9 protein-coding genes are annotated in these 18891 nt (G+C 73.7%); 6 read left to right on the forward strand and 3 right to left on the reverse strand.

Annotated elements, in window-relative coordinates:
- The first annotated feature begins 101 nt into the window (after nt 1–101).
- From GYH36_RS01245 to GYH36_RS01260, 4 genes are all read left to right on the forward strand, one after another.
- Complete coding sequence (locus tag GYH36_RS01245) at nt 102–1046, forward strand: carbohydrate ABC transporter permease (protein WP_024840897.1); 945 nt, start codon at nt 102–104, stop codon at nt 1044–1046.
- Nucleotides 1043–1996 (forward strand): carbohydrate ABC transporter permease, encoded by a 954-nt coding sequence (locus tag GYH36_RS01250; protein WP_024840898.1) that lies wholly within the window; start codon nt 1043–1045, stop codon nt 1994–1996. The genes GYH36_RS01245 and GYH36_RS01250 overlap by 4 nt, the downstream gene beginning before the upstream one ends.
- Entirely contained in the window at nt 1993–3924 is a 1932-nt protein-coding gene (locus GYH36_RS01255; protein WP_162288877.1) for a glycoside hydrolase family 35 protein, read from the forward strand. The genes GYH36_RS01250 and GYH36_RS01255 overlap by 4 nt, the downstream gene beginning before the upstream one ends.
- A gap of 195 nt (nt 3925–4119) precedes the next feature.
- The gene (locus GYH36_RS01260; RefSeq protein WP_162288878.1) at nt 4120–8460 is read left to right on the forward strand and encodes an endo-alpha-N-acetylgalactosaminidase family protein; all 4341 of its coding nucleotides are present in this window, start codon (nt 4120–4122) and stop codon (nt 8458–8460) included.
- A 55-nt stretch (nt 8461–8515) separates the two neighbouring features.
- Here GYH36_RS01260 and GYH36_RS19475 read toward each other — a convergent pair whose 3' ends face one another.
- Nucleotides 8516–10129 carry a helix-turn-helix transcriptional regulator gene (locus GYH36_RS19475; protein ID WP_162288879.1) on the reverse strand — a complete coding sequence of 538 codons (1614 nt, stop codon included), beginning with the start codon at nt 10127–10129 and terminating at the stop codon, nt 8516–8518.
- Nucleotides 10130–10466: 337 nt separating this feature from the next.
- Here GYH36_RS19475 and GYH36_RS01270 point away from each other — a divergent pair, with 337 nt between their 5' ends.
- Together GYH36_RS01270 and GYH36_RS01275 are read left to right on the forward strand one after the other, a co-directional pair.
- The gene (locus GYH36_RS01270) at nt 10467–16784 is read left to right on the forward strand and encodes a CLIPPER-2 domain-containing protein (protein WP_162288880.1); all 6318 of its coding nucleotides are present in this window, start codon (nt 10467–10469) and stop codon (nt 16782–16784) included.
- 107 nt (nt 16785–16891) lie between these two features.
- Nucleotides 16892–17422 (forward strand): hypothetical protein, encoded by a 531-nt coding sequence (locus tag GYH36_RS01275; RefSeq protein ID WP_162288881.1) that lies wholly within the window; start codon nt 16892–16894, stop codon nt 17420–17422.
- A gap of 37 nt (nt 17423–17459) precedes the next feature.
- Here GYH36_RS01275 and GYH36_RS01280 read toward each other — a convergent pair whose 3' ends face one another.
- A complete protein-coding gene (locus GYH36_RS01280) occupies nt 17460–17918 on the reverse strand; it encodes an SRPBCC family protein (RefSeq protein WP_155098148.1) in 459 nt (152 codons plus the stop codon).
- 25 nt (nt 17919–17943) lie between these two features.
- Entirely contained in the window at nt 17944–18678 is a 735-nt protein-coding gene (locus tag GYH36_RS01285; protein ID WP_162288882.1) for a hemerythrin domain-containing protein, read from the reverse strand.
- Nucleotides 18679–18891 lie beyond the last annotated feature (213 nt).

Below are 18891 nucleotides of genomic sequence, written 5' to 3' on the forward strand. Positions count from 1 at the left end.
GCCCCCCCGCCCCCCGGAGGCCCCAGGCACACAGGCCCCCCCCGCCGGCCCCGGCCCCGGCGGGTCCGCCCGACCGATGACCGCCGTCCCGAGGAAGACCCATGACCACTGAGACCCTGCCGGCGTCCGTCGGCACGGACGAGCAGGTGCGGCCACCGCGCCGGCCACGGAGCAGGACCGCGCGCTACGCGATCTGGTTCGTCGGCCCGTTCGTCGTGCTGTTCCTCGCCATGTACGTCGCGCCCATCGGCTTCGCGATCTACAAGAGCCTGTTCCGCGTCCAGCGCGACGCGCTCGGCCTCGGCGGCACGCAGGAGGTCTTCGACCCGTTCGCCAACTACGCGTACGCGCTCGGCGACACCGCGTTCCTCGTCTCCATCGGCCGCGTCCTGCTGTTCGGCGTCGTGCAGGTGCCCGTGATGCTCGTGCTCGCGCTCGGCATCGCGCTGCTCGTCGACTCGGCCTCGGCGCGGTGGAAGGGCTTCTTCCGGCTCTCGAGCTTCGCGCCCTACGCCGTCCCGACCGTCCTGTCGGCGCTCGTGTGGTCGTTCCTCTACGCGTCGAGCAGCAGCCCGATCAACAGCCTCCTCGACCTCGTCGGCCTCGGTGACGTCAACCTCCTCGGCGAGAACCTCGCCCTGTGGGCCGTCGCGAACGTCGTGACCTGGGGCTGGACCGGCTACAACATGATCATCATCTACGCGGCGCTGCAGGGCGTGCCGGGCGAGGTGCTGGAGGCAGCGAAGCTCGACGGCGCGTCCGCGTTCCGCACCGCGTGGAGCATCAAGATCCCGCTCGTGCGGCCCGCGATCCTGCTCACCACGATCTTCTCGATCATCGGCTCCGCGCAGCTCTACAACGAGCCCTTCGTGCTCAAGCAGAGCACCGGCGCGATCGACTCGAGCTTCACGCCGATCATGGCCGCCCAGGCCTCCCTGCAGTCGGCGAACTACCCCTACGCCGCCGCGCAGTCGGTGATCCTCGCCGTCGGGGTCGCCGTGCTGTCCATCCTCTTCTTCCGCCTGACCTCCCGGAGGGCCTCATGACCACGCGGAGCCCGTCCGCCGAGGCGGAGGCCGTGACGCGCGCGCCGGAGCCGGCTGCGCCGCGACGGACCCGCCGCCCCGCCGGGACGCCCGGCCTGCGCCCGGACTCCCTCGAGACGACGGCGCGCAGCCGCTGGGCCGTGACGTCCGTCCTCGTCCTGACGGCGATCTACTTCCTGTTCCCGCTGTGGTGGCTCCTCGTCGCCGCGACCAAGGACGCGGGCTACACGTTCGCGGGCAGCCCCCTGTGGTTCTCGCACTTCGACCTGTTCGGCAACCTCGCCGACCTGTTCGGCTACCAGGACGGGATCTACGGCGTCTGGCTCGCGAACTCCGCGCTGTACTCGATCGTGGGCGCCGGGCTCGGCACCCTCATCGCCGTCGCGTGCGGGTACGCGCTCGAGAAGTACGACTTCCCGGGGCGCGGCGTGCTGTTCGCCGTCGTCCTGGGCGCCGTCCTCGTGCCGAAGGTGCTGTTCACGCTCCCGCTGTTCCTCATGTTCGCCCAGACCGGGATCATCGACACCTACCTCGCCGTGATCCTGCCGAGCGTCGTCAGCCCGTTCGGCGTCTACCTCGGTCGCATCTTCGCGGCGAGCTCGGTGCCCGACGAGGTCATCGAGGCCGCGCGCCTCGACGGCGCGAACGAGGGCCGGATCTTCTTCGGCGTGAGCCTGCGCATGATGGCGCCCGCGCTCGTCACGATCTTCCTCTTCCAGTTCGTCGAGATCTGGAACAACTTCCTCCTTCCGTCCCAGGTGCTCATCTCGGGCGAGCTGCGGCCCGTGACCGTCGGGCTCGTGAGCTGGAACGCGCTCGTGCAGGCCGGCCAGATCGAGCGGCACATGGTCATCGTCGGCGCGTTCGTCGCCGTCGTGCCGCTCGTCGTCGCGTTCCTGTGCCTCCAGCGCTTCTGGCGCTCGGGCCTGGCCGCCGGGGCCATCAAGTGACGGGCCCCGGCCGCCCGCCGACCCTCGTCCAGGACGGTCGTCGCCTCCTGCGGCACGGCGTCGAGCACCGCATCCTCTCCGGGTCCGTGCACTACTTCCGCGTGCACCCCGACCTGTGGGCCGACCGCCTGCGCCGCGTGCGCGCGATGGGCCTCAACACCGTCGACACCTACGTGCCGTGGAACTGGCACGAGGCCGAGCGCGGGCGTCCCGTGTTCGACGGCGACCGCGACCTCGAGCGGTTCCTGCGCCTCGTCGGGGACCTCGGCATGGACGCGGTCGTGCGACCGGGCCCGTACATCTGCGCCGAGTGGTCGAACGGCGGCCTCCCCGCGTGGCTCACCGGGACGCCCGGGGTGCGCCTGCGCACGTCCGACCCGGTCTACCTCGACGCCGTCGCGTCCTGGTTCGACGAGGTCGTGCCGCGCGTCGCCGCGCTCCAGGCCAACCGCGGCGGGCCTGTCGTCGCCGTCCAGGTCGAGAACGAGTACGGCAGCTACGGCGACGACCACGCATACGTCGCGTGGGTCCACGACGCCCTGGTCGCGCGCGGCATCGACGAGCTGCTGTTCACCGCCGACGGACCCACGCACCTCATGCTCGACGGCGGCACCATCCCCGGCGTGCTCACCACCGCGACGTTCGGGTCGCGCCCCGAGCAGGCCCTGAAGATGCTGCGCGAGCGCCGCGACGAGCCGTTCGTGTGCGCCGAGTTCTGGAACGGCTGGTTCGACCACTGGGGCGAGCGCCACCACGTGCGCGACCCGCACGACGCCGCGCGCGACGTCGAGCGCCTCCTCGACCTCGGCGGCTCCGTGAGCCTCTACATGGCGCACGGCGGCACGAACTTCGGCCTCACCGCGGGCGCCAACCACGACGGCGCCGACCTCCAGCCGACCGTCACGAGCTACGACTCCGACGCCCCGGTCGCCGAGGACGGCACCCCGACGGCCAAGTTCCGCGCGCTGCGCGACGTGTTCGTCCGCCACCCCTCGCCGCACCTGCCCGCGGACGCGCTCGACGAGCGCTGGACGCAGCCCGCGCCGCGTCTCGCCCCCCGGTGGCTCACGCCCGCCACGACTCGGCCGGCGCTCCCCGTGCTGCGCACGCTCGGCTCCGCGCGCACCGCACCCGGCCCGCTCACGTTCGAGGAGCTGGGCCAGGACGCGGGGCTCGTCCTCTACCGGGCGCACCCCGTCCTGCCCCCGGGCGAGTCCACCGTGAGCGTCATCGGGCTCCACGACCGCGCGACCGTGTACGTCGACGGCGAGCTCGTCGGCACGCTCGAGCGCCGCACCGCCGAGCAGGGCGTGCGCGTGCGCGGCGACGGGCGCGAGGTCGTGCTCGAGCTCCTCGTCGAGAACCTCGGGCGCGTGAACTACGGCCCGCGGCTCGGCGAGCACAAGGGGATCCTCGGCGACGTGCTCGTCGACCGGCGCATCGTCCACACGTGGGAGTCCCGGTCGCTGCCGCTGGACCTCCTCGCGGTCGGTGACCTCCGGGGTGACGGGCCGGACGGCGACCCGGGCACGGCGGACGGCGACGGCTCGGGTACGGCGGGGGGTGGGGCGTCGGGCGTCGGTCTACCGTCCGCCCCGGACGACCGGCTCGGGTCCGGGGACGTCGCGGCGCGGGGGAGCGGCGCGGCGGCGGACACCGTCGCGACGTTCGTGCTCGACGTCGACGAGCCGGCCGACACGTTCGTGGCGCTGCCGGGGTGGACCAAGGGGTTCGTCTGGGTCAACGACGTGCTCCTCGGCCGCTACTGGCGGCGCGGACCGCAGCGCACCCTCTACGTGCCGGCGCCGCTGCTGCGGGCCGGCGAGAACACGCTGACGGTCCTGGAGCAGCACGCGCCGGGCGCGCACGTCGAGCTGCGCGACGCGCCGGACCTCGGGGAGCGGGAGGAGTACGTCGAGGTGCTCTGACCCGCCGCGACGCCGCCCGACGGCGGCGCCGCCCGGTCGCTCGCGCACCGTCGCCCGAACGCCCGCAGCCCACGCACCGCAGCCCGACCGGCTGCGGCCCGGACGTCCCGCGCCCGGACCGCGCCGCCGCAGACCGCACGACCGCACACCGGTCGACGTCGCGTCGCGTCGCCGACCCTGATCGAAGGAGCTCAGATGGCCCGATCGTCCAGACCCCCCGCCGGCGTCCCCGGGGGTCCCCCCGCGCGGCGCCGCCTCACGGCCCGGGGGCTCGTCGCGCTCGCGACCGTCCCGATCCTGGGGCTGCCCCTCGTCGCGGTCCCCGCGCACGCGGGCCCCGGCGCCACCACCGCCGCGGTGGCCGGCCCGGCGTCGTCCCTCGCCGCGGCGGCGCTCGCGGCCGAGAACGCCGCCGACGGCGCGATCACCCTCGCGTCGGACGAGCTGGAGGTGCAGGTCGCGGACGACTTCCCGCGCGTCCTCACCTACACCGACCGCGCGACGGGAGCGAACCTCGCCGGCTCGACCCGGCCCGTGACCCAGGTCCTCCTCAACGGCACGGCGCGCGCCGTGACGGGCGAGGTCGTCGCGCAGTCCGACGGCGCGACGGCCTACCGCCTGACGTTCCCCGACCTGGAGGGCGTGACGATCGACGCGTCGCTCACGGTGGAGGGGCGCACGGTCACGTTCGAGGTCACGGGCATCGAGGACACCGCGGCGTTCCGCGTCGCGAGCCTCGAGATCCCGGGCCACGACCTGCTGTCCGTCGCGTCGGCCGACGACGGCGCGAACGTCGCGACCGCCGTCATCAGCCCGGACCGCGGCTCGGTGGGCGACACCTTCACCCCGGTCACCGCGCAGACGCCGACGAACGCGAACCCCGTGGGCTCGGCGTACGCGATCGTGTCGACCTCGGGCCTCGCCGCGTCGATCGTCACGAACAGCGTGTACGACGAGGCGTCCGGCAAGGCCGCGAACGAGGGCAACCGGCTCCAGCGCCAGGCCTTCGCCGCGGACGGCGGCGTGCGCGTCGGCGTGTGGTCCGGCGCGTGGACGTACCGCGCGCAGGGCTCGCCGACCACGGAGGAGCTCCCGCGCGCGACGGTCGTCGTGACGCCGGACGCGAACGACGACGGCACGGTCGACTGGCAGGACGGCGCGATCGCGTACCGCACCGTCGCGCCCAAGGCGCTCGGCGCCGACCAGGTGCCGGACCGCGTCGTCTCGCACATCCCGTTCAACTTCGCCTCGCAGGCGACGCACCCGTTCCTGCGCACGCTCGACGACGTCAAGCGCATCTCGCTCGCGACCGACGGCCTCGGGCAGATGGCCCTGCTCAAGGGGTACGGCTCCGAGGGGCACGACTCCGCGCACCCCGACTACGGCGGCAACTACAACGAGCGCGCCGGCGGCCTCGACGACCTGCGCGAGCTGCTGGTCGAGGGCGGCGAGTGGAACGCGGACTTCGGCGTCCACATCAACGCGACCGAGTCGTACGCCGAGGCGAACGCGTTCTCCGACGAGCTCGTCGACGCCGGGGCCAAGGGCTGGAACTGGCTCGGGCAGTCGTACTACATCGACCAGCGCCGCGACATCAACAGCGGCGACCTCGCGTCGCGCATCGGGCAGCTCGCCGACGAGACCGGCGGCGACCTCGACATGCTCTACGTGGACGTCTACTACAACTACGGCTGGCAGGCCCGGGCGCTCGCGAACACCGCGCGCGAGAACGGCTTCTCGATCGCGTCGGAGTGGTCCGACAAGTTCGAGGCCGACTCCCTGTGGAGCCACTGGTCCGCGGACGAGAACTACGGCGGCGCGACGAACAAGGGCCTCAACTCGCAGATCGTCCGCTTCGTCCGCAACGCGGAGAAGGACACGTGGAACCCGCACCCGCTGCTCGGGAACGCGCGGATCGTCGAGTTCGAGGGCTGGACGGGCCAGGTCGACTGGAACGCGTTCTACCGCAACGTGTGGCAGACGAACGTGCCCACCAAGTTCCTCCAGCACCACGAGATCGTGCGCTGGGACGACGACGAGATCGCCTTCACGGACGACGTGACCGCGCGCGGCACGACCGCTGCGAACCGCGAGATCCTCGTGGGCGACGCGGTGGTCGCGCGCGGCGGGACGTACCTGCTGCCGTGGTCGGCCGCCGACGCCCCGGGCGTCGAGGGCGAGGCCGCGGACGGCCAGAAGCTCTACCACTACAACCCGTCCGGCGGCGCCACGACGTGGACGCTCCCCGCGGACCTCGCGGGCGCGACGTCGCTCACGCAGTACCGCCTCACGGACACGGGCCGCGTCGAGGTCGGGTCCGTCCCGGTCACGGGCGGGCAGGTCACGGTCCAGGCCGACGCGGGCCAGCCGTACGTGCTGTACCCGGTGGGCGTGCCGCAGGCCGCCGACGTCGACGCGGACTGGGGCCAGGGGACCGGCATCGTCGACCCGGGCTTCAACGCGGGCGACCTCGACGCCTACGACACGACGGGTGACGTGAGCGTCGAGCGCCTGTCCAACGGCCAGCACGTCGCCGCGCTCGGCGCGGGCGAGGCGTCGCTGTCGCAGGAGCTCGGCGAGCTCGAGCCCGGCACCTACGCCGCGAGCGCGTGGGTCGAGGTTGCGCCCGGCGCGTCGCGCCCGACGACGCTGCGCGTGAGCGGCGACGGCGTCGAGGAGGCGAGCGTCGTCGTCGAGCGGTCGACCGCGAAGAACCTCGTCGCGGCCGACGACAAGCACAGCCGGTACTTCCAGCGCGTCCAGGTCGAGGTCGACGTCACCCGGACGACCCGGCCGGCGCTGAGCGTCGAGGCCGGCGCGGGCACCGCCGTCGTGCGGGTCGACGACCTGCGCGTCGTGGCGACCGAGCGGGCCGAGGTGCCCGACGGCCTCGCCGAGGACGGCTCGACCGTCGTCGCGTTCGAGGACTTCGAGTCCGTCCCGCAGGGCTGGGGGCCGTTCGTCAAGGGCGACGCGGGCGGCGTGACCGACCCGCGCACGCACGTCGCGAAGCGCAACGCGCCGTACACGCAGGCCGACTGGAACGGCAAGCGCGTCGACGACGTGATCGGCGGCGACTGGTCGCTCAAGGCGCACGAGGAGAACCAGGGCCTCGTCTACCGCACGGTCCCGCACACGGTCCGCTTCGAGGCGGGCCACCGCTACCGCGTGAGCTTCGACCACCAGAACGGTCGCGGCGGCCTCTACACGTGGGTGACGGGCTACGACTCGGTCGCGAGCGGGTCGCCGGTCTCGGTCGAGACGCGCGCGACGCCGCTCGGCGAGCAGCGCACGACCGCGCGGTTCAGCGAGGAGGTCGTCGCGAGCGCGTGCGGCGACACCTGGGTGGGCCTGCGCAAGGCCAGCGGTGGCGGCGACCAGGCCGACATGATCCTCGACGACTTCCTCGTCGAGGACCTGGGCCCGGCCGAGGCCGTCCCGGCCTGCGCGTCCCTCACCGTCTCGGGCGGCACGTCCGCGCTCGAGCCGGACACCGCGAACACCGTGACCACGCGCCTGCAGGTGCACGAGCCCGCCGCGGTGAGCGACGTCGTCGTGAGCCTCGACGTGCCCGACGGCTGGGAGGTCGAGGCCACGGGCGCCACGACCGCCGCCACCCTGCCGGCCGGCGGCGTGCTCACCACGACGTGGACCGTGACCCCGCGCGGCGACCTCACGGCGCAGGCGTACCGCCTCGACGCGAGCGCGTCGTACGCGACGACGGTCGACCCGGTGGGCGAGCGCACGACGACCGCCTCGCGCGACGTGTACGTCGTCGTGCCGCCGTCGGCGGGCGAGCACTGGGTCTCCGACCTGCCGTTCGTGTCGTCGACCAACGGCTGGGGACCGGTCGAGCGCGACCTGTCCAACGGCGAGCAGGGCGAGGGCGACGGCACGCCGCTCTCGCTGCGCGGCACCGTCTACCCCAAGGGCGTGGGCGCGCACGCGAACGGCACCGTGCGCCTGTTCCTCGGCGAGCGCTGCGAGGCGTTCACGGCGACCGTCGGCGTGGACGACGTCCAGTCGCGCGGCTCCGTGGTGTTCGAGGTGCTCGGCGACGGCACGTCCCTCGTGAAGACGCCCGTGCTCCGCGGCGGCGGCGCGACGCAGGACCTCGCGCTCGACGTCACGGGCGTGCGGTACCTCGACCTCGTGGTCACCGACGGCGGCGACGGCAACGGCAACGACCACGCCGACTGGGCCGCCGCGAAGGTGACGTGCGCAGGCGGCGTCGAGCCGGAGCCCGAGCTGCCCGTCCAGGTGACGGCGGAGCCGCGGTGCCTCGCGGGCAAGGCGTACGTCGCGGTGCGCGCGACGAACGCCGCCGACGTCGCGGTGTCGGCGCGCCTGGTGACGGCGTTCGGCGAGAAGGCGTTCGACGCCGTCGAGCCGGGCAAGGCCGCCTACCAGTCGTTCGCGACGCGCGCGGCGTCGGTCGACGGCGGGACGGTGACCGTGGAGGTTGCGGGCACCGTCGACGGCGTCGAGGTCTCCGGCAGCGCGGAGGCGTCGTACGACGCGCTGAGCTGCGCCTGACGGCGCGCGCCGGCCGCGCCCTCCCTCGCGGGGGGCGCGGCCGTCGGGGCCGCGCTCAGGCGGCGACCAGCCCGAGCTCACGGGCAGCCGCGACGGCCTCCTTGCGGTTCGAGACGCCCAGCTTGCGATAGATGTTGCGGATCTGGGTCCGCACCGTGTTGACCGAGACGCTGAACCGAGCGGCCGCCTGCTCCGCGGTGCAGCCCTCGCACAGCGCCTCCAGCACCGCGCGCTCGCGCGGGGAGAGTCGTTCGGTCAGCGCGACGCCCGCGACGTTGTGCCGCACGCGCACCACGCCTCCCGGCAGCAGGCTCGGGGCTCCGGCGAGCCGTTCCAGCGTCTCGCGCTCCTCGGGCCGCATCCCGAGGAACGGGCCCACGTGCTCGGGTGTCGCACGCAACCGCAGCGCGCGCTGGAACCAGGAGCGTGCCCTGTCGTCCCGTCCCGCGCGCAGGTGGGCGACCGCCATGACGACGTGGAGCTCGAGCGCGTCCGCCGGCGACGGCTGCGTCCGGCGGAGCGCGGCCGAGGCGAGGCTCACGGCCTCGAGGTTCTCGCCGACGACCAGGTGCGCCCAGGCGTGATGGGTCGAGAGCCACTCGGCGTCCGGGTCGTGGTCGTGGGCGAGCTGGAGGACGCGGGCGGCGCCTCCCGCGCGGAGCAGGAGCTTGGCCTCGCCCCGCAGCGCCAGGCGCCCGGCCGCCGTCTCGGTCTCCCGGTCGACCGCGCCGTGCAGCAGGCGCAGCTCGTCGATCTCCCGCAGCCCGTGCAGCGGGTCGCCGTAGTGCGCGTGGTAGCCCGCGAGGACGTACGCGTGGAACGCCCAGAGGTCCGCCCGGCACGGCGCGACCCGGGCGTAGTCGGCGAGCGCGGTGCGCGCCGACTCGGGGTCGCCCTCGTGGACCGCGAGCTGGGCGGTGGCGAGCACGTCCGCACCCATGTGGACCGAGGCGACCCAGTCGGGGAACGGCGGCTCGTCCCTCAGCGTCCGCAGGTGCCGGCGGGCGAGCCGGTGATGGCCGCGGCACGCGCTGAGCAGCGCCAGGTGGGCCGCTGCGGTCACGCGCGCGTAGTGCGCGAGCGGACGGTCGCCCGCCTCGTCGGCGGCGCGCGTGAACAGGGTGACGGCCGCGTCGTCCGCACCCGAGAGCATGGCGGTGACGCCGCGCTGGGCGCTCAGCCACCCCGGTCGTCCCGCGGGTCGCGCGGCGGACCACGGGAGGGTCGCGTGCGGGGCGCCCTGCATGCGGGCGTCCAGCCAGGCGCCGACCCGCTCCGACGCCGCGTAGTCGCGGCGGTTCCGGTGGGCGACGACGGCCGCGGTGCCCGCCGAGGCCACGTCCGCGAGCCGGCTCAACCCGTGGAGGCGCCGGACCGACCGCAGCCCGGACCGGACGTAGAGCTGGAACGACCGGGCGACGCCCGCGTGGTCGCCGAGCGCGTACGCCCGCCGCCGCTGCGCGAGAAGGGCGAGATGGGTCAGCCGGGGACGGCGGTCGAGGACGTCGGGCGGCACCTCCGCGAGCGACCGGGTGACCTCGTCGGCGAGCTCGTCGGGCAGGCCGTACCAGAGGGCGTCGAAAGCGGTCTCGACGGCGTCGAGGTCACCGGAGTCCAGGGCCCGCAGGGTCTCTTCCCTGGTCAGGGGCACAACCGGTGTGCGGGTCATGGGCCGATCATCGTTGAACCTGAAACTTCTGCAAACGCTTCCCGCCCCCTGCCGAGGGTGAATTCGGCAGCGGGTGAGTTTCTTCACGTAACTGGTGATGCGGCTGGTGAACTTTCGCGTCTCGGTCGTCATCCACCCCGCTGACCACGGTCCTATGAGGTGTTCAGCGCGGACGCGAGGGGCGCGTCCGCACGACGAAGGGGACAGCCGGATGCATGGTCTTGGACGGAGCGACGGTTCCGCCGCCGCTCGGAGGTCGTCCGCACCGCGAGGTGCGCGTCACGCACGCCCGACGCCACGCCGCGCGCCGCGTGCGCGCCGGTTCCTCGTCGGGATCGTGGCGCTGGTCACGGCGGGATCCGGCCTGGCCGCCGCGGCGGCGCCCGCGAACGCGGCGACCGTGTACGAGCTGGAGGGCGCCTGGTCCGCCGGCACGCCCACGACGGTCGCGACGGGCGACGCCGTGTCGGCGTCCTGGTGGTTCAACCTCAACGACGACGCGGCGGCGCCCGGCAACGCACCCGTCGACGACGTGACGATCACGGTCACCGGCCAGGGAGCCGTCTTCGACTCGATCCCGCCGGTGTGCCTCACCGACGGCGTGGACCCCGCCTCGAGCATCTCCGACGACGGTGCGACGCTCGTGTGCAACGTCGGGACGCAGGACGAGGGCACCGCGTTCGCGCTGACGACCCCGATGCGCGTCACGGCCCAGACGGGCGAGCCGGTGAGCGCCGGCGCGACGGTCGCGGACCAGGAGGCCACGGTCCCGGACCTCGTCGTGCAGAACGCCTTCCTGCAGGACATCCGCTGGGTCCAGGCGACGACGCAGTCCGGCAACACCGCGACGTACCGCGACATGGTGTTCAACTGGACCCTGTTCCACGGCACTCACAGCCCCGCGGGCCCGTCGGAGGTCACGTACGCGCTCACGCTGAGCAACACCCTGGGGGCGACGATGCAGCTCGGTCCCGACGGGTGCCGCGCCTTCACCAGCGGGTCGGCGAGCGGGCACCCGTGGTCCGGCGGCTCGAACGACCCCAGCCAGACGGCACCGTTCGTCGGCACGTGCACGCTGACGCGCAACAGCAGCACGTCGTACTCGTTGACGCTCTCGGGCATCGACTACAGCCACACCCAGGTGCCCACCAAGGACTCCGCGGGAGCCAACCTCCCCACGGACCGCGTCGCGGTCGCCTCCGGCCAGGTGCAGATCCGCGTCATGACGGCCTCGAACTCCGGCGGGATCACCCTGACCTCGAACGCCCCGACCTACACCGCCGTGGACGGGCAGACGTACACGGACGACGCGTCCAACAACTCCGTGAACCGGACGTGGACGGCGGGCTACTGGTCGCACGCCTGGACCCCGGCCTACACGGGGCAGAGCGGCAGCTCGTGGTCGGACACGTACCGGGTCGCCGCGGGCACCGAGGTGAGCTCGTTCGCGTCGGTGAACTACCCCAACGTCTCGACCCCCAACGCGACCCAGGGCGGCCTGTGCGTCGTGCTGGACACGCAGAACGTCGAGTTCACGGGGGCCACCACCCGGTTCGACAACAACCGGACCGGTCCGGAGGCGGGACTTCCTCTCGCGTACTACACGGGCACGTCGGCCCTGCTGAACCCCGACAGCGGGTCGTACCAGCCCAACGACTTCACGTGCAACGGCACGACGGGCTGGACCACCACGCGGCCCGCGGACCTGTCGACGATCAAGGCCGTGCGAACCGTCTTCACCCCGACGAACGCGATCAAGGAGCGCCTCGTGGCGCTGCAGGTCACGCAGCGGGTCAAGGAGACGACGCCGGTCGGCCGCGACGTCTGGACGTGGGGCGCGTACATCAACGCCGTGAACACGTCGAACGTGTGGGTCCACCCGAACCGGTCCTCGAACACGGCGGACATGCCCCTCAACGGCACCGCCACTCCTGGCTCGCGCTACGCGTACGCCGCGGGCGGCCGTGACGTGCTGCGCGTGATCGGCGTGACCCCGGACGTCCGGAAGTCCGTCCTGCCGATCACGGTCGACCCGAGCGGTGAGGCGACGTACACCCTGACCTACTCCGCGAACGGCACCGGCGCGGTCGCGCCGACCGTCGACGACTACGTGCTCGTCGACACCCTGCCTGCCGGCGCGACGTACGTGGGCGGTTCCGCGAGCCCCGAACCGGCGGTCACCACGAACGGCAGCGGGCAGCAGGTGCTCACCTGGACGCTCGACGGCGTGGCGACCAACGCCGAGCACTCGCTCTCCTACGTCGTCCGCTTCCCCGACGACCTCCAGGGCGGCGACCGGCTCGTCAACACGGTCAACGCGGCCGTCGAGGGCGTCACCTCGGACGACGCGACCGCGTCGGTCGTCGTGAGCGACTCAGGCCTGACGAAGATCATCAAGACCGCGGACCAGGCGTTCATCCCCAACCTCGCCGGCGACGGCGTGGGCACCGGGTCGTGGACCGTGCTCGTGCGTTCGCAGGACCCGATCGCGCAGTCCTTCGTCGACGTGATCGACATCCTCCCGTACGTGGGGGACGGGCGGGGGACGGCGTTCTCCGGCTCCTACCTGCTGGACGGGCCCGTGACCTCCTCGATCGGCGGGACGGTCTACTACACGACGGCCGACCCGACGACCCTGACCGACGACCCGGCAGACCCCTCGAACGGCTCGGCGGGAAGCGTCGCGGGCAACACGGTGGGCTGGACGACGGAGTACACCCCGGACGCCACGGCGGTGCGCGTCATCACGGGCACGCTCGCGCCGCGGGGCGAGCTCACGATCTCGGTCCCTGTGGTCACGGACGGCATGGTCGGGGGCGACACGCTCGTGAACCGCTCCCAGGGTCGTGCCGAGAACACGCGGCTGGTCATGCGGACGTCGGCGCCGACGTCGATCGCGAACTACTACTCGGCGTCGTTGAAGAAGTACGTCCAGGACGCCGACGGCGAGTGGCGTGACGCCAACGACCCGCTGGACTACCCGCAGCTCCGCGTCGGTGACACGGTCCGGTACCGGATCGTCGTGGAGAACACCGGTCAGGGGACGCTGACGAACGTCGTCGTGTCCGACGACCTGCAGCCCGAGCTCGGGTCGTTCACGATCGAGTCGCTCGCTCCGGGCGAGGTCGAGAGCCACGAGTTCGAGATCGTGCTCTCGGAGCCGGTGGACGACGCGGTCGTCAACACGGCGTGCGCCGACGCCGACGTCCCGGAGGACTCCGGCGTCGAGCCGACGATCAACTGCGACCCCGCAGGGTTCACGGTGGTCGGCACGCCGACGCACACCAAGGAGATCGTCTCGGCCACCCCCGTCGGTGACGGCCGGTGGGAGGTCGTGTACGAGGTCGTCGTGTCGAACACGCAGACCCCGTCGACGACGTACTCCCTGACGGACGAGCTGCACTTCACGGACCAGGCGACCATCGTCTCGGCCACCGTGACGCAGGCGCCCGACGGCGTCGTCCTGGCCGACCCGGCCTGGGACGGCCAGGAGAACCTGACCATCGCGTCCGACGTGCCGCTGGCCGGGAACGACGACGACGGCTACGAGCCCCACGTCTACCGGGTCACCGTGCTCGCGGACGTGCCGCTGCAGCTCGACGGCGCGGGCTCCGGCGCGGACGACCCGACGGCGTGCCCGGCGGAGGGGTCGGACGCCGACCAGGGGTTCAACAACACCTCCGGGCTGACCGGCCCCGACGGCGAGACCGAGGAGGACCAGGCGTGCGCGCCGATCCCGTCGATCGACGTCGAGAAGCGCGTCGCGGCGGGACCGACGCCGAACGGTGACGGCACGTGGACGGTGACGTACGACGTCGTCGCCACGAACAGCGGCACCGGCGACGGGGTCTACGAGGTGACGGACCGCATGACCGCGGACGGTGACCTCGAGGTGGTCTCGGGGGCCGTGACGTCCGCGCCGGACGGCGTGACGCCGTCGGCCACCTGGACGGGTCTCGGCGCCGAGGGCGCACCGGAGAACGTCATCGCCAGCGCGGTGACCCTGCCGGCCGGCACGTCCCACGCCTACGAGGTCCAGGTCGTGCTGACGATCGCGCCCGGGACGGAAGGAGCCCCGGTCGTCACGCCCTGCTCGGCGGAGCCCGGCGGGTCCTCGGGCGGGCTGTCGAACGCGGCCGGGGTCGAGCACAACGACCTCACCGACACCGCAGAGGCCTGCGTGACCCTGGCGGCCATCACGGTCGAGAAGTCGATCTCGGCGGGGCCGACGCCCAACGGTGACGGGACGTGGACGGTCGTCTACGACGTCGTCGCGGAGAACGTGGGTGCCGCCGCCGGGGAGTACGACGTCTACGACCGTCTCCGGTACGGCGACGGGATCGAGATCGTGGACGCCGCCGTCACCGCCGGTCCCGACGGCGTGACGACGAACGCGGCGTGGACAGGACTCGGAGAACCGGACACGGCGGCCGAGAACCTGGTCGCGGCCGACGTCGAGCTCGCCGCCGGGGGGCTGCACACGTTCCAGGTGGAGGTCACCGTCCGGATGGACGAGGCGACCATCGACCCGGTCGCGCTCCAGTGCCCGCCTCCGGGCAGCGGCGCGAGCGGCGGGCTGGCGAACTCCACGAGCCTCGACCACAACGGGATCGTCGCCGAGGACGAGGTCTGCGCCTCCCTGCCCCTGATCGGCGTGGAGAAGTCGATCTCGGCCGGACCGGTGCCCCAGGGCGACGGGACGTGGGCGATCACGTACGACCTCGTCGCGACCAACGCGGGCGAGGCGGCGGGCGACTACGACCTCGTCGACCGGCTGCAGTACGGCGAGGGCATCGTGGTGGAGTCCGCGGCCGTCGTCGCCGCGCCCGACGGCGTTGCGACGGAGGCGGGCTGGACCGGTCAGGGCGCCGCCGGGTCGACCGAGAACGTCGTCGCCGCGGGCGTGACGCTCGGCGCCGGCGCCGCGCACACCTACCAGGTCCAGGTCGTGGTCTCGCTCGACCGGGCCGTGGTGACGCCGTCGACGCTCGCGTGCCCCGAGCCCGGGTCGGGCGAGGGCGGCGGCCTCGCGAACGCCACCGAGCTCACGCACAACGGGGAGACCTCCGCCGACGACGCGTGCGCGTCGCTGCCGCTGATCGACATCGCCAAGTCCCTGTCGGGTGCGGTGACGCCGGTCGAGGGCGAGCCGGGCCTGTACGACGCGGTGTACGAGATCACGGTGACGAACGCGGGCCCGGGTGACGGCCTCTACGACCTCACGGACGAGCTCGCGCCGGGTGAGGGCGTCGAGGTGCTCGGCGTCCAGGACGTCGTGACCGACGCGCCGGAGCCGGTGGGGCTCAACCCCGGCTTCGACGGCACGAGCGACACCCTCGTGGTGGCCGGGCAGCCGATCGCCGGGGCGACGACCGCACCCGTCGTGCACACCTACACGGTGACCGTGCGGTACGCGGCAGACCTGTCCGACGTCGAGATCCCGGACACCGACGCGTGCACGACGGGTGACGGGTCCACGGTTGCGGGCGGTCTGGCGAACACCGCGACGGTGGGCTGGAACGGCCTGGACGGGACGGACGACGCGTGCGTGCGCCCCGGCAAGCCGACCCTCGACAAGGCGCTGGTCTCCGCGGCGCCGGCCGGCGACGGGACGTGGGAGGTCGTCTACGACCTCACCGTCGGCAACGTCGGGGGCGAGGCGACGACCTACGACCTGGACGACGAGCTGCTCTTCGCCCCGGTCGTCACGGTCGACTCGGTCGCCGTGACCGGCCCCGAGGGCGTGGCGGTCAACGCCGGGTTCGACGGCGCCGCCGACCAGCGCATCGCCACGGGCGTGTCGATCGCGGGCATGGACGACGAGGGCTACGCCCCGCACGTCTACCGGGTCACGGTGGTCGCGCACGTGCCGCTGTCCTTCGCCGCGGACGACGTGGACGGGGACGGGACCGGCTCGCCGGCCTGCACGGTCCCCGCCGGGTCGAACACGCTGCAGCAGGGTCTGAACAACGCGGCCACCCTCACGGACGAGACCGGTGGGACGCAGACGGACACCGACTGCGCCCCGCTGCCCTCGATCGACGTCACCAAGTCGACGGACGGCGACCCCGTCCAGGGCGATGACGGCTCGTGGACCGTGCGGTACGCCGTCACCGTCACGAACGACGGCGGCTCGGCCGGGGCGTACGACCTCACCGACCGCCTGCGCTACGGCGCGGGCATCACGGTGCGGTCCGCCACGGTGACGGCGACGCCCGAGGGCGTGACGGCGTCGGCGACGTGGACGGGTCAGGGCGCGGAGGGCGACGACGCGAACGTCGTGGCCGTCGACGTGGACCTCGCCCCTGGTGCGACCCACGTCTACCGCGTCGAGGTCGTGGCGGCCGTCGACCCGGGCAGGGCCGACGCGACGACGTTCGCCTGCCCCGCCCCGGGCTCGGGCGAGGCCGGTGGGTTCGCCAACACGGCGGGCGTCGGGCACAACGACCTGACCGACTCGGCCGACGCGTGCGCCGCGCCACCGGAGCCGGTCGACCCGGCCCAGCCGGGGACTCCGGGAGCGCCGGGCAAGCCCGGAAGCTCGCTCGCCACCACCGGCGCGACCCTGGCGTGGGTCGCCGGGGGAGCAGCGCTCCTGCTGCTCCTCGGGATGCTGGCCCTGCTCGCGGCGCGTCGCCGCCGGCTGACCAGCTGACAGCGGGACCGGACGGCCCTGCCCGCGACCTCCAGCGCGGGCAGGGCCGTCCTCCACCGGCGACGCGAGGGCGCTCGTCGGACGACCCGTCTCGAAGGAGGGCGATGATGCGTGGCGGTACGGTGCACCGCGTGCTGCGCCCCACGATCTGGGGCTACGCGACGCTGACCCGTCGCAGTCATCCCGCCCTGGCGGGCGGCGGAGGCACGCGACGCGTCGACACGGTCCTTCCGCCGGTCCTCACCCCGGACGAGCTCGACGGGTTCCACGACGTGCTGCGCGGGCGTGCCGGCCCGCCCGGCCCGTGGCGCGTCGGGGTCACGGGCTCCGCGCGCGTGCGGCGCGCCCTGCGTCTCGCGGTCGACGTACGCACGACCGCCGCACTGCACCCGGAGCCGGACGTGCCGCGACGAACGACGGACGTCGCGCTCGCCGCGCTCGTGCGCGCGATGCGCGAGGCCGACCGCGCACGGCTCGGGACCGCGCACCAGGCTCTTGCGCGCGAGCTCGTCTGGTGCGCCCTCGTCGCGGCGCGCACGGACGAGGCGAGCGAGGTGACGCACGCGGCCCGCGCGCTGGCGCTCCTCGCCTCGACCAACGTCGGGGGCGGCGCCACCGACCGCATCGACCACGGGTGAGCCGCCGCGAGTCCCGGCTCGCGGCGGCACCGGGACCTCAGGACGAGCGGGCGGCGGTACGGTCCTCGGCCTCGAGCACCCGGCGCAGGCCCGCGAAGTCCCGGCGCAGGACGCGGGCGAGGACCGCCGTCGGCAGGAGCGCGAGCACACGGAGCCACGCCGAGACGTCGCCGTCGTAGTCGGCCCGCACGCGCGTGCCCGGGCCGTCGGGCGTGCACACGTACTCGACGCGCGAGCTCCAGGGCGAGGTGGAGTACCAGACGACCCGCCTGCCCGGGTCGACGGCCTCCAGCACGTCGGTGAACCGGACGGGGAACGGGCCGATGCGGTCGACGCCGGCCCACCGCTGGCCGACGCGCAGCGGGCCGTCGTCGAGCGGGCGGCGGGAGTGCACCGCGGGTGCGAAGAGCGGCCACCGGCACGGGTCCGCGAGGTAGGGGAAGACGCGCGACGGCGGGTGGTCCAGGTGCTCCTCGATCGTCACGCGGCGCCGCACGGTCCGTCCTCCTCGGTCCGGGGTGTCACGCCATCGCGGGGACGGGCCGGCCAGGGTAGAGCTCGCGCATCGCGTGGTCGTAGCGGCGCTTCATGAGCAGCAGGTACAGGACGCGGACCGGCGCGGGCACGTTCGTGCGGAACCACTCCTCGCGCTCGTCCGCGGGGACGCTCGCGAGGAGGAGCCCGAGCTGGAGCGCCAGGAGGTCCTTGCCGAGCTCCTTGCGGTGCGACTGGAGCTCGGCGCGCGTGTGCCGCTCCATCCATTCCCACTCCTCCTGGGACAGGAGCGCGCCCGCGACGGGGAGGACGTCGTCCTCCTCCTCGCGCAGGTGCCCGGCGAGCGCGTCGCGGACGCGCTCGACGTCGGTCGCGAGCGCGTCGCGGAGCGCGGGGTCGGCGGTCGTGACCCAGGGGTCGATCTGCGGCTCGACGCGGTCGAGGTGCCGGGCGACCTCGGCGTGCTGCGCGCGCATCCGGCCGACGTGCAGCGCGCACGCGGGGTCGCGCGCGACGAGCCGGTCCCACAGCGCGAGGTCCTCCGTCTCGTGGTGCAGGTGCAGCGCGAACACGTCGAGGTGCGCGTAGCGGCCCACGACGGCCGAGCGCGCGGTGTCCCCGGGCGCGACGTCGCGCACCAGGACGGGGAGCTCGCGGTACAGCCAGCGGAAGATCCGGTGCACGAGGAGCATCCCGGACGTGTCGCAGCCGGGGTGCTGCCCCGCGGGCAGCGGCCCCGGGGGAGGCAGTCTCGTGGCCATCGCGTCCTCCGCCCCGTCCTCGACCTCGGCGTCGTGGTGGCGCTCCAGGAACGACGGTACTCCGCGGGCCGGGCGCCGTCGCGGGCCCTCGGGACCGCCGTACGCGCCCTCGTGCGGGTGCGCGACGCCCCGCTGGTGCGCGAAGGTGACAGTTCGATGACGGAATCTGCTCGACTCTGGACGCGGTCTGGCGTAACGTGCTTCTATGTGATC

This window comes from Cellulosimicrobium composti (assembly GCF_010287905.1).
Classification (GTDB): domain Bacteria; phylum Actinomycetota; class Actinomycetes; order Actinomycetales; family Cellulomonadaceae; genus Cellulosimicrobium; species Cellulosimicrobium composti.

Excerpts from the sequence above, each read along its gene's own strand:
- GYH36_RS01285 (WP_162288882.1), bottom strand. The coding sequence starts at position 18,678 with ATGGCCACGAGACTGCCTCCCCCGGGGCCGCTGCCCGCGGGGCAGCAC.
- GYH36_RS19475 (WP_162288879.1), bottom strand. The coding sequence starts at position 10,129 with ATGACCCGCACACCGGTTGTGCCCCTGACCAGGGAAGAGACCCTGCGG.
- GYH36_RS01260 (WP_162288878.1), top strand. The coding sequence starts at position 4,120 with ATGGCCCGATCGTCCAGACCCCCCGCCGGCGTCCCCGGGGGTCCCCCC.
- GYH36_RS01275 (WP_162288881.1), top strand. The coding sequence starts at position 16,892 with ATGCGTGGCGGTACGGTGCACCGCGTGCTGCGCCCCACGATCTGGGGC.
- GYH36_RS01245 (WP_024840897.1), top strand. The coding sequence starts at position 102 with ATGACCACTGAGACCCTGCCGGCGTCCGTCGGCACGGACGAGCAGGTG.
- GYH36_RS01250 (WP_024840898.1), top strand. The coding sequence starts at position 1,043 with ATGACCACGCGGAGCCCGTCCGCCGAGGCGGAGGCCGTGACGCGCGCG.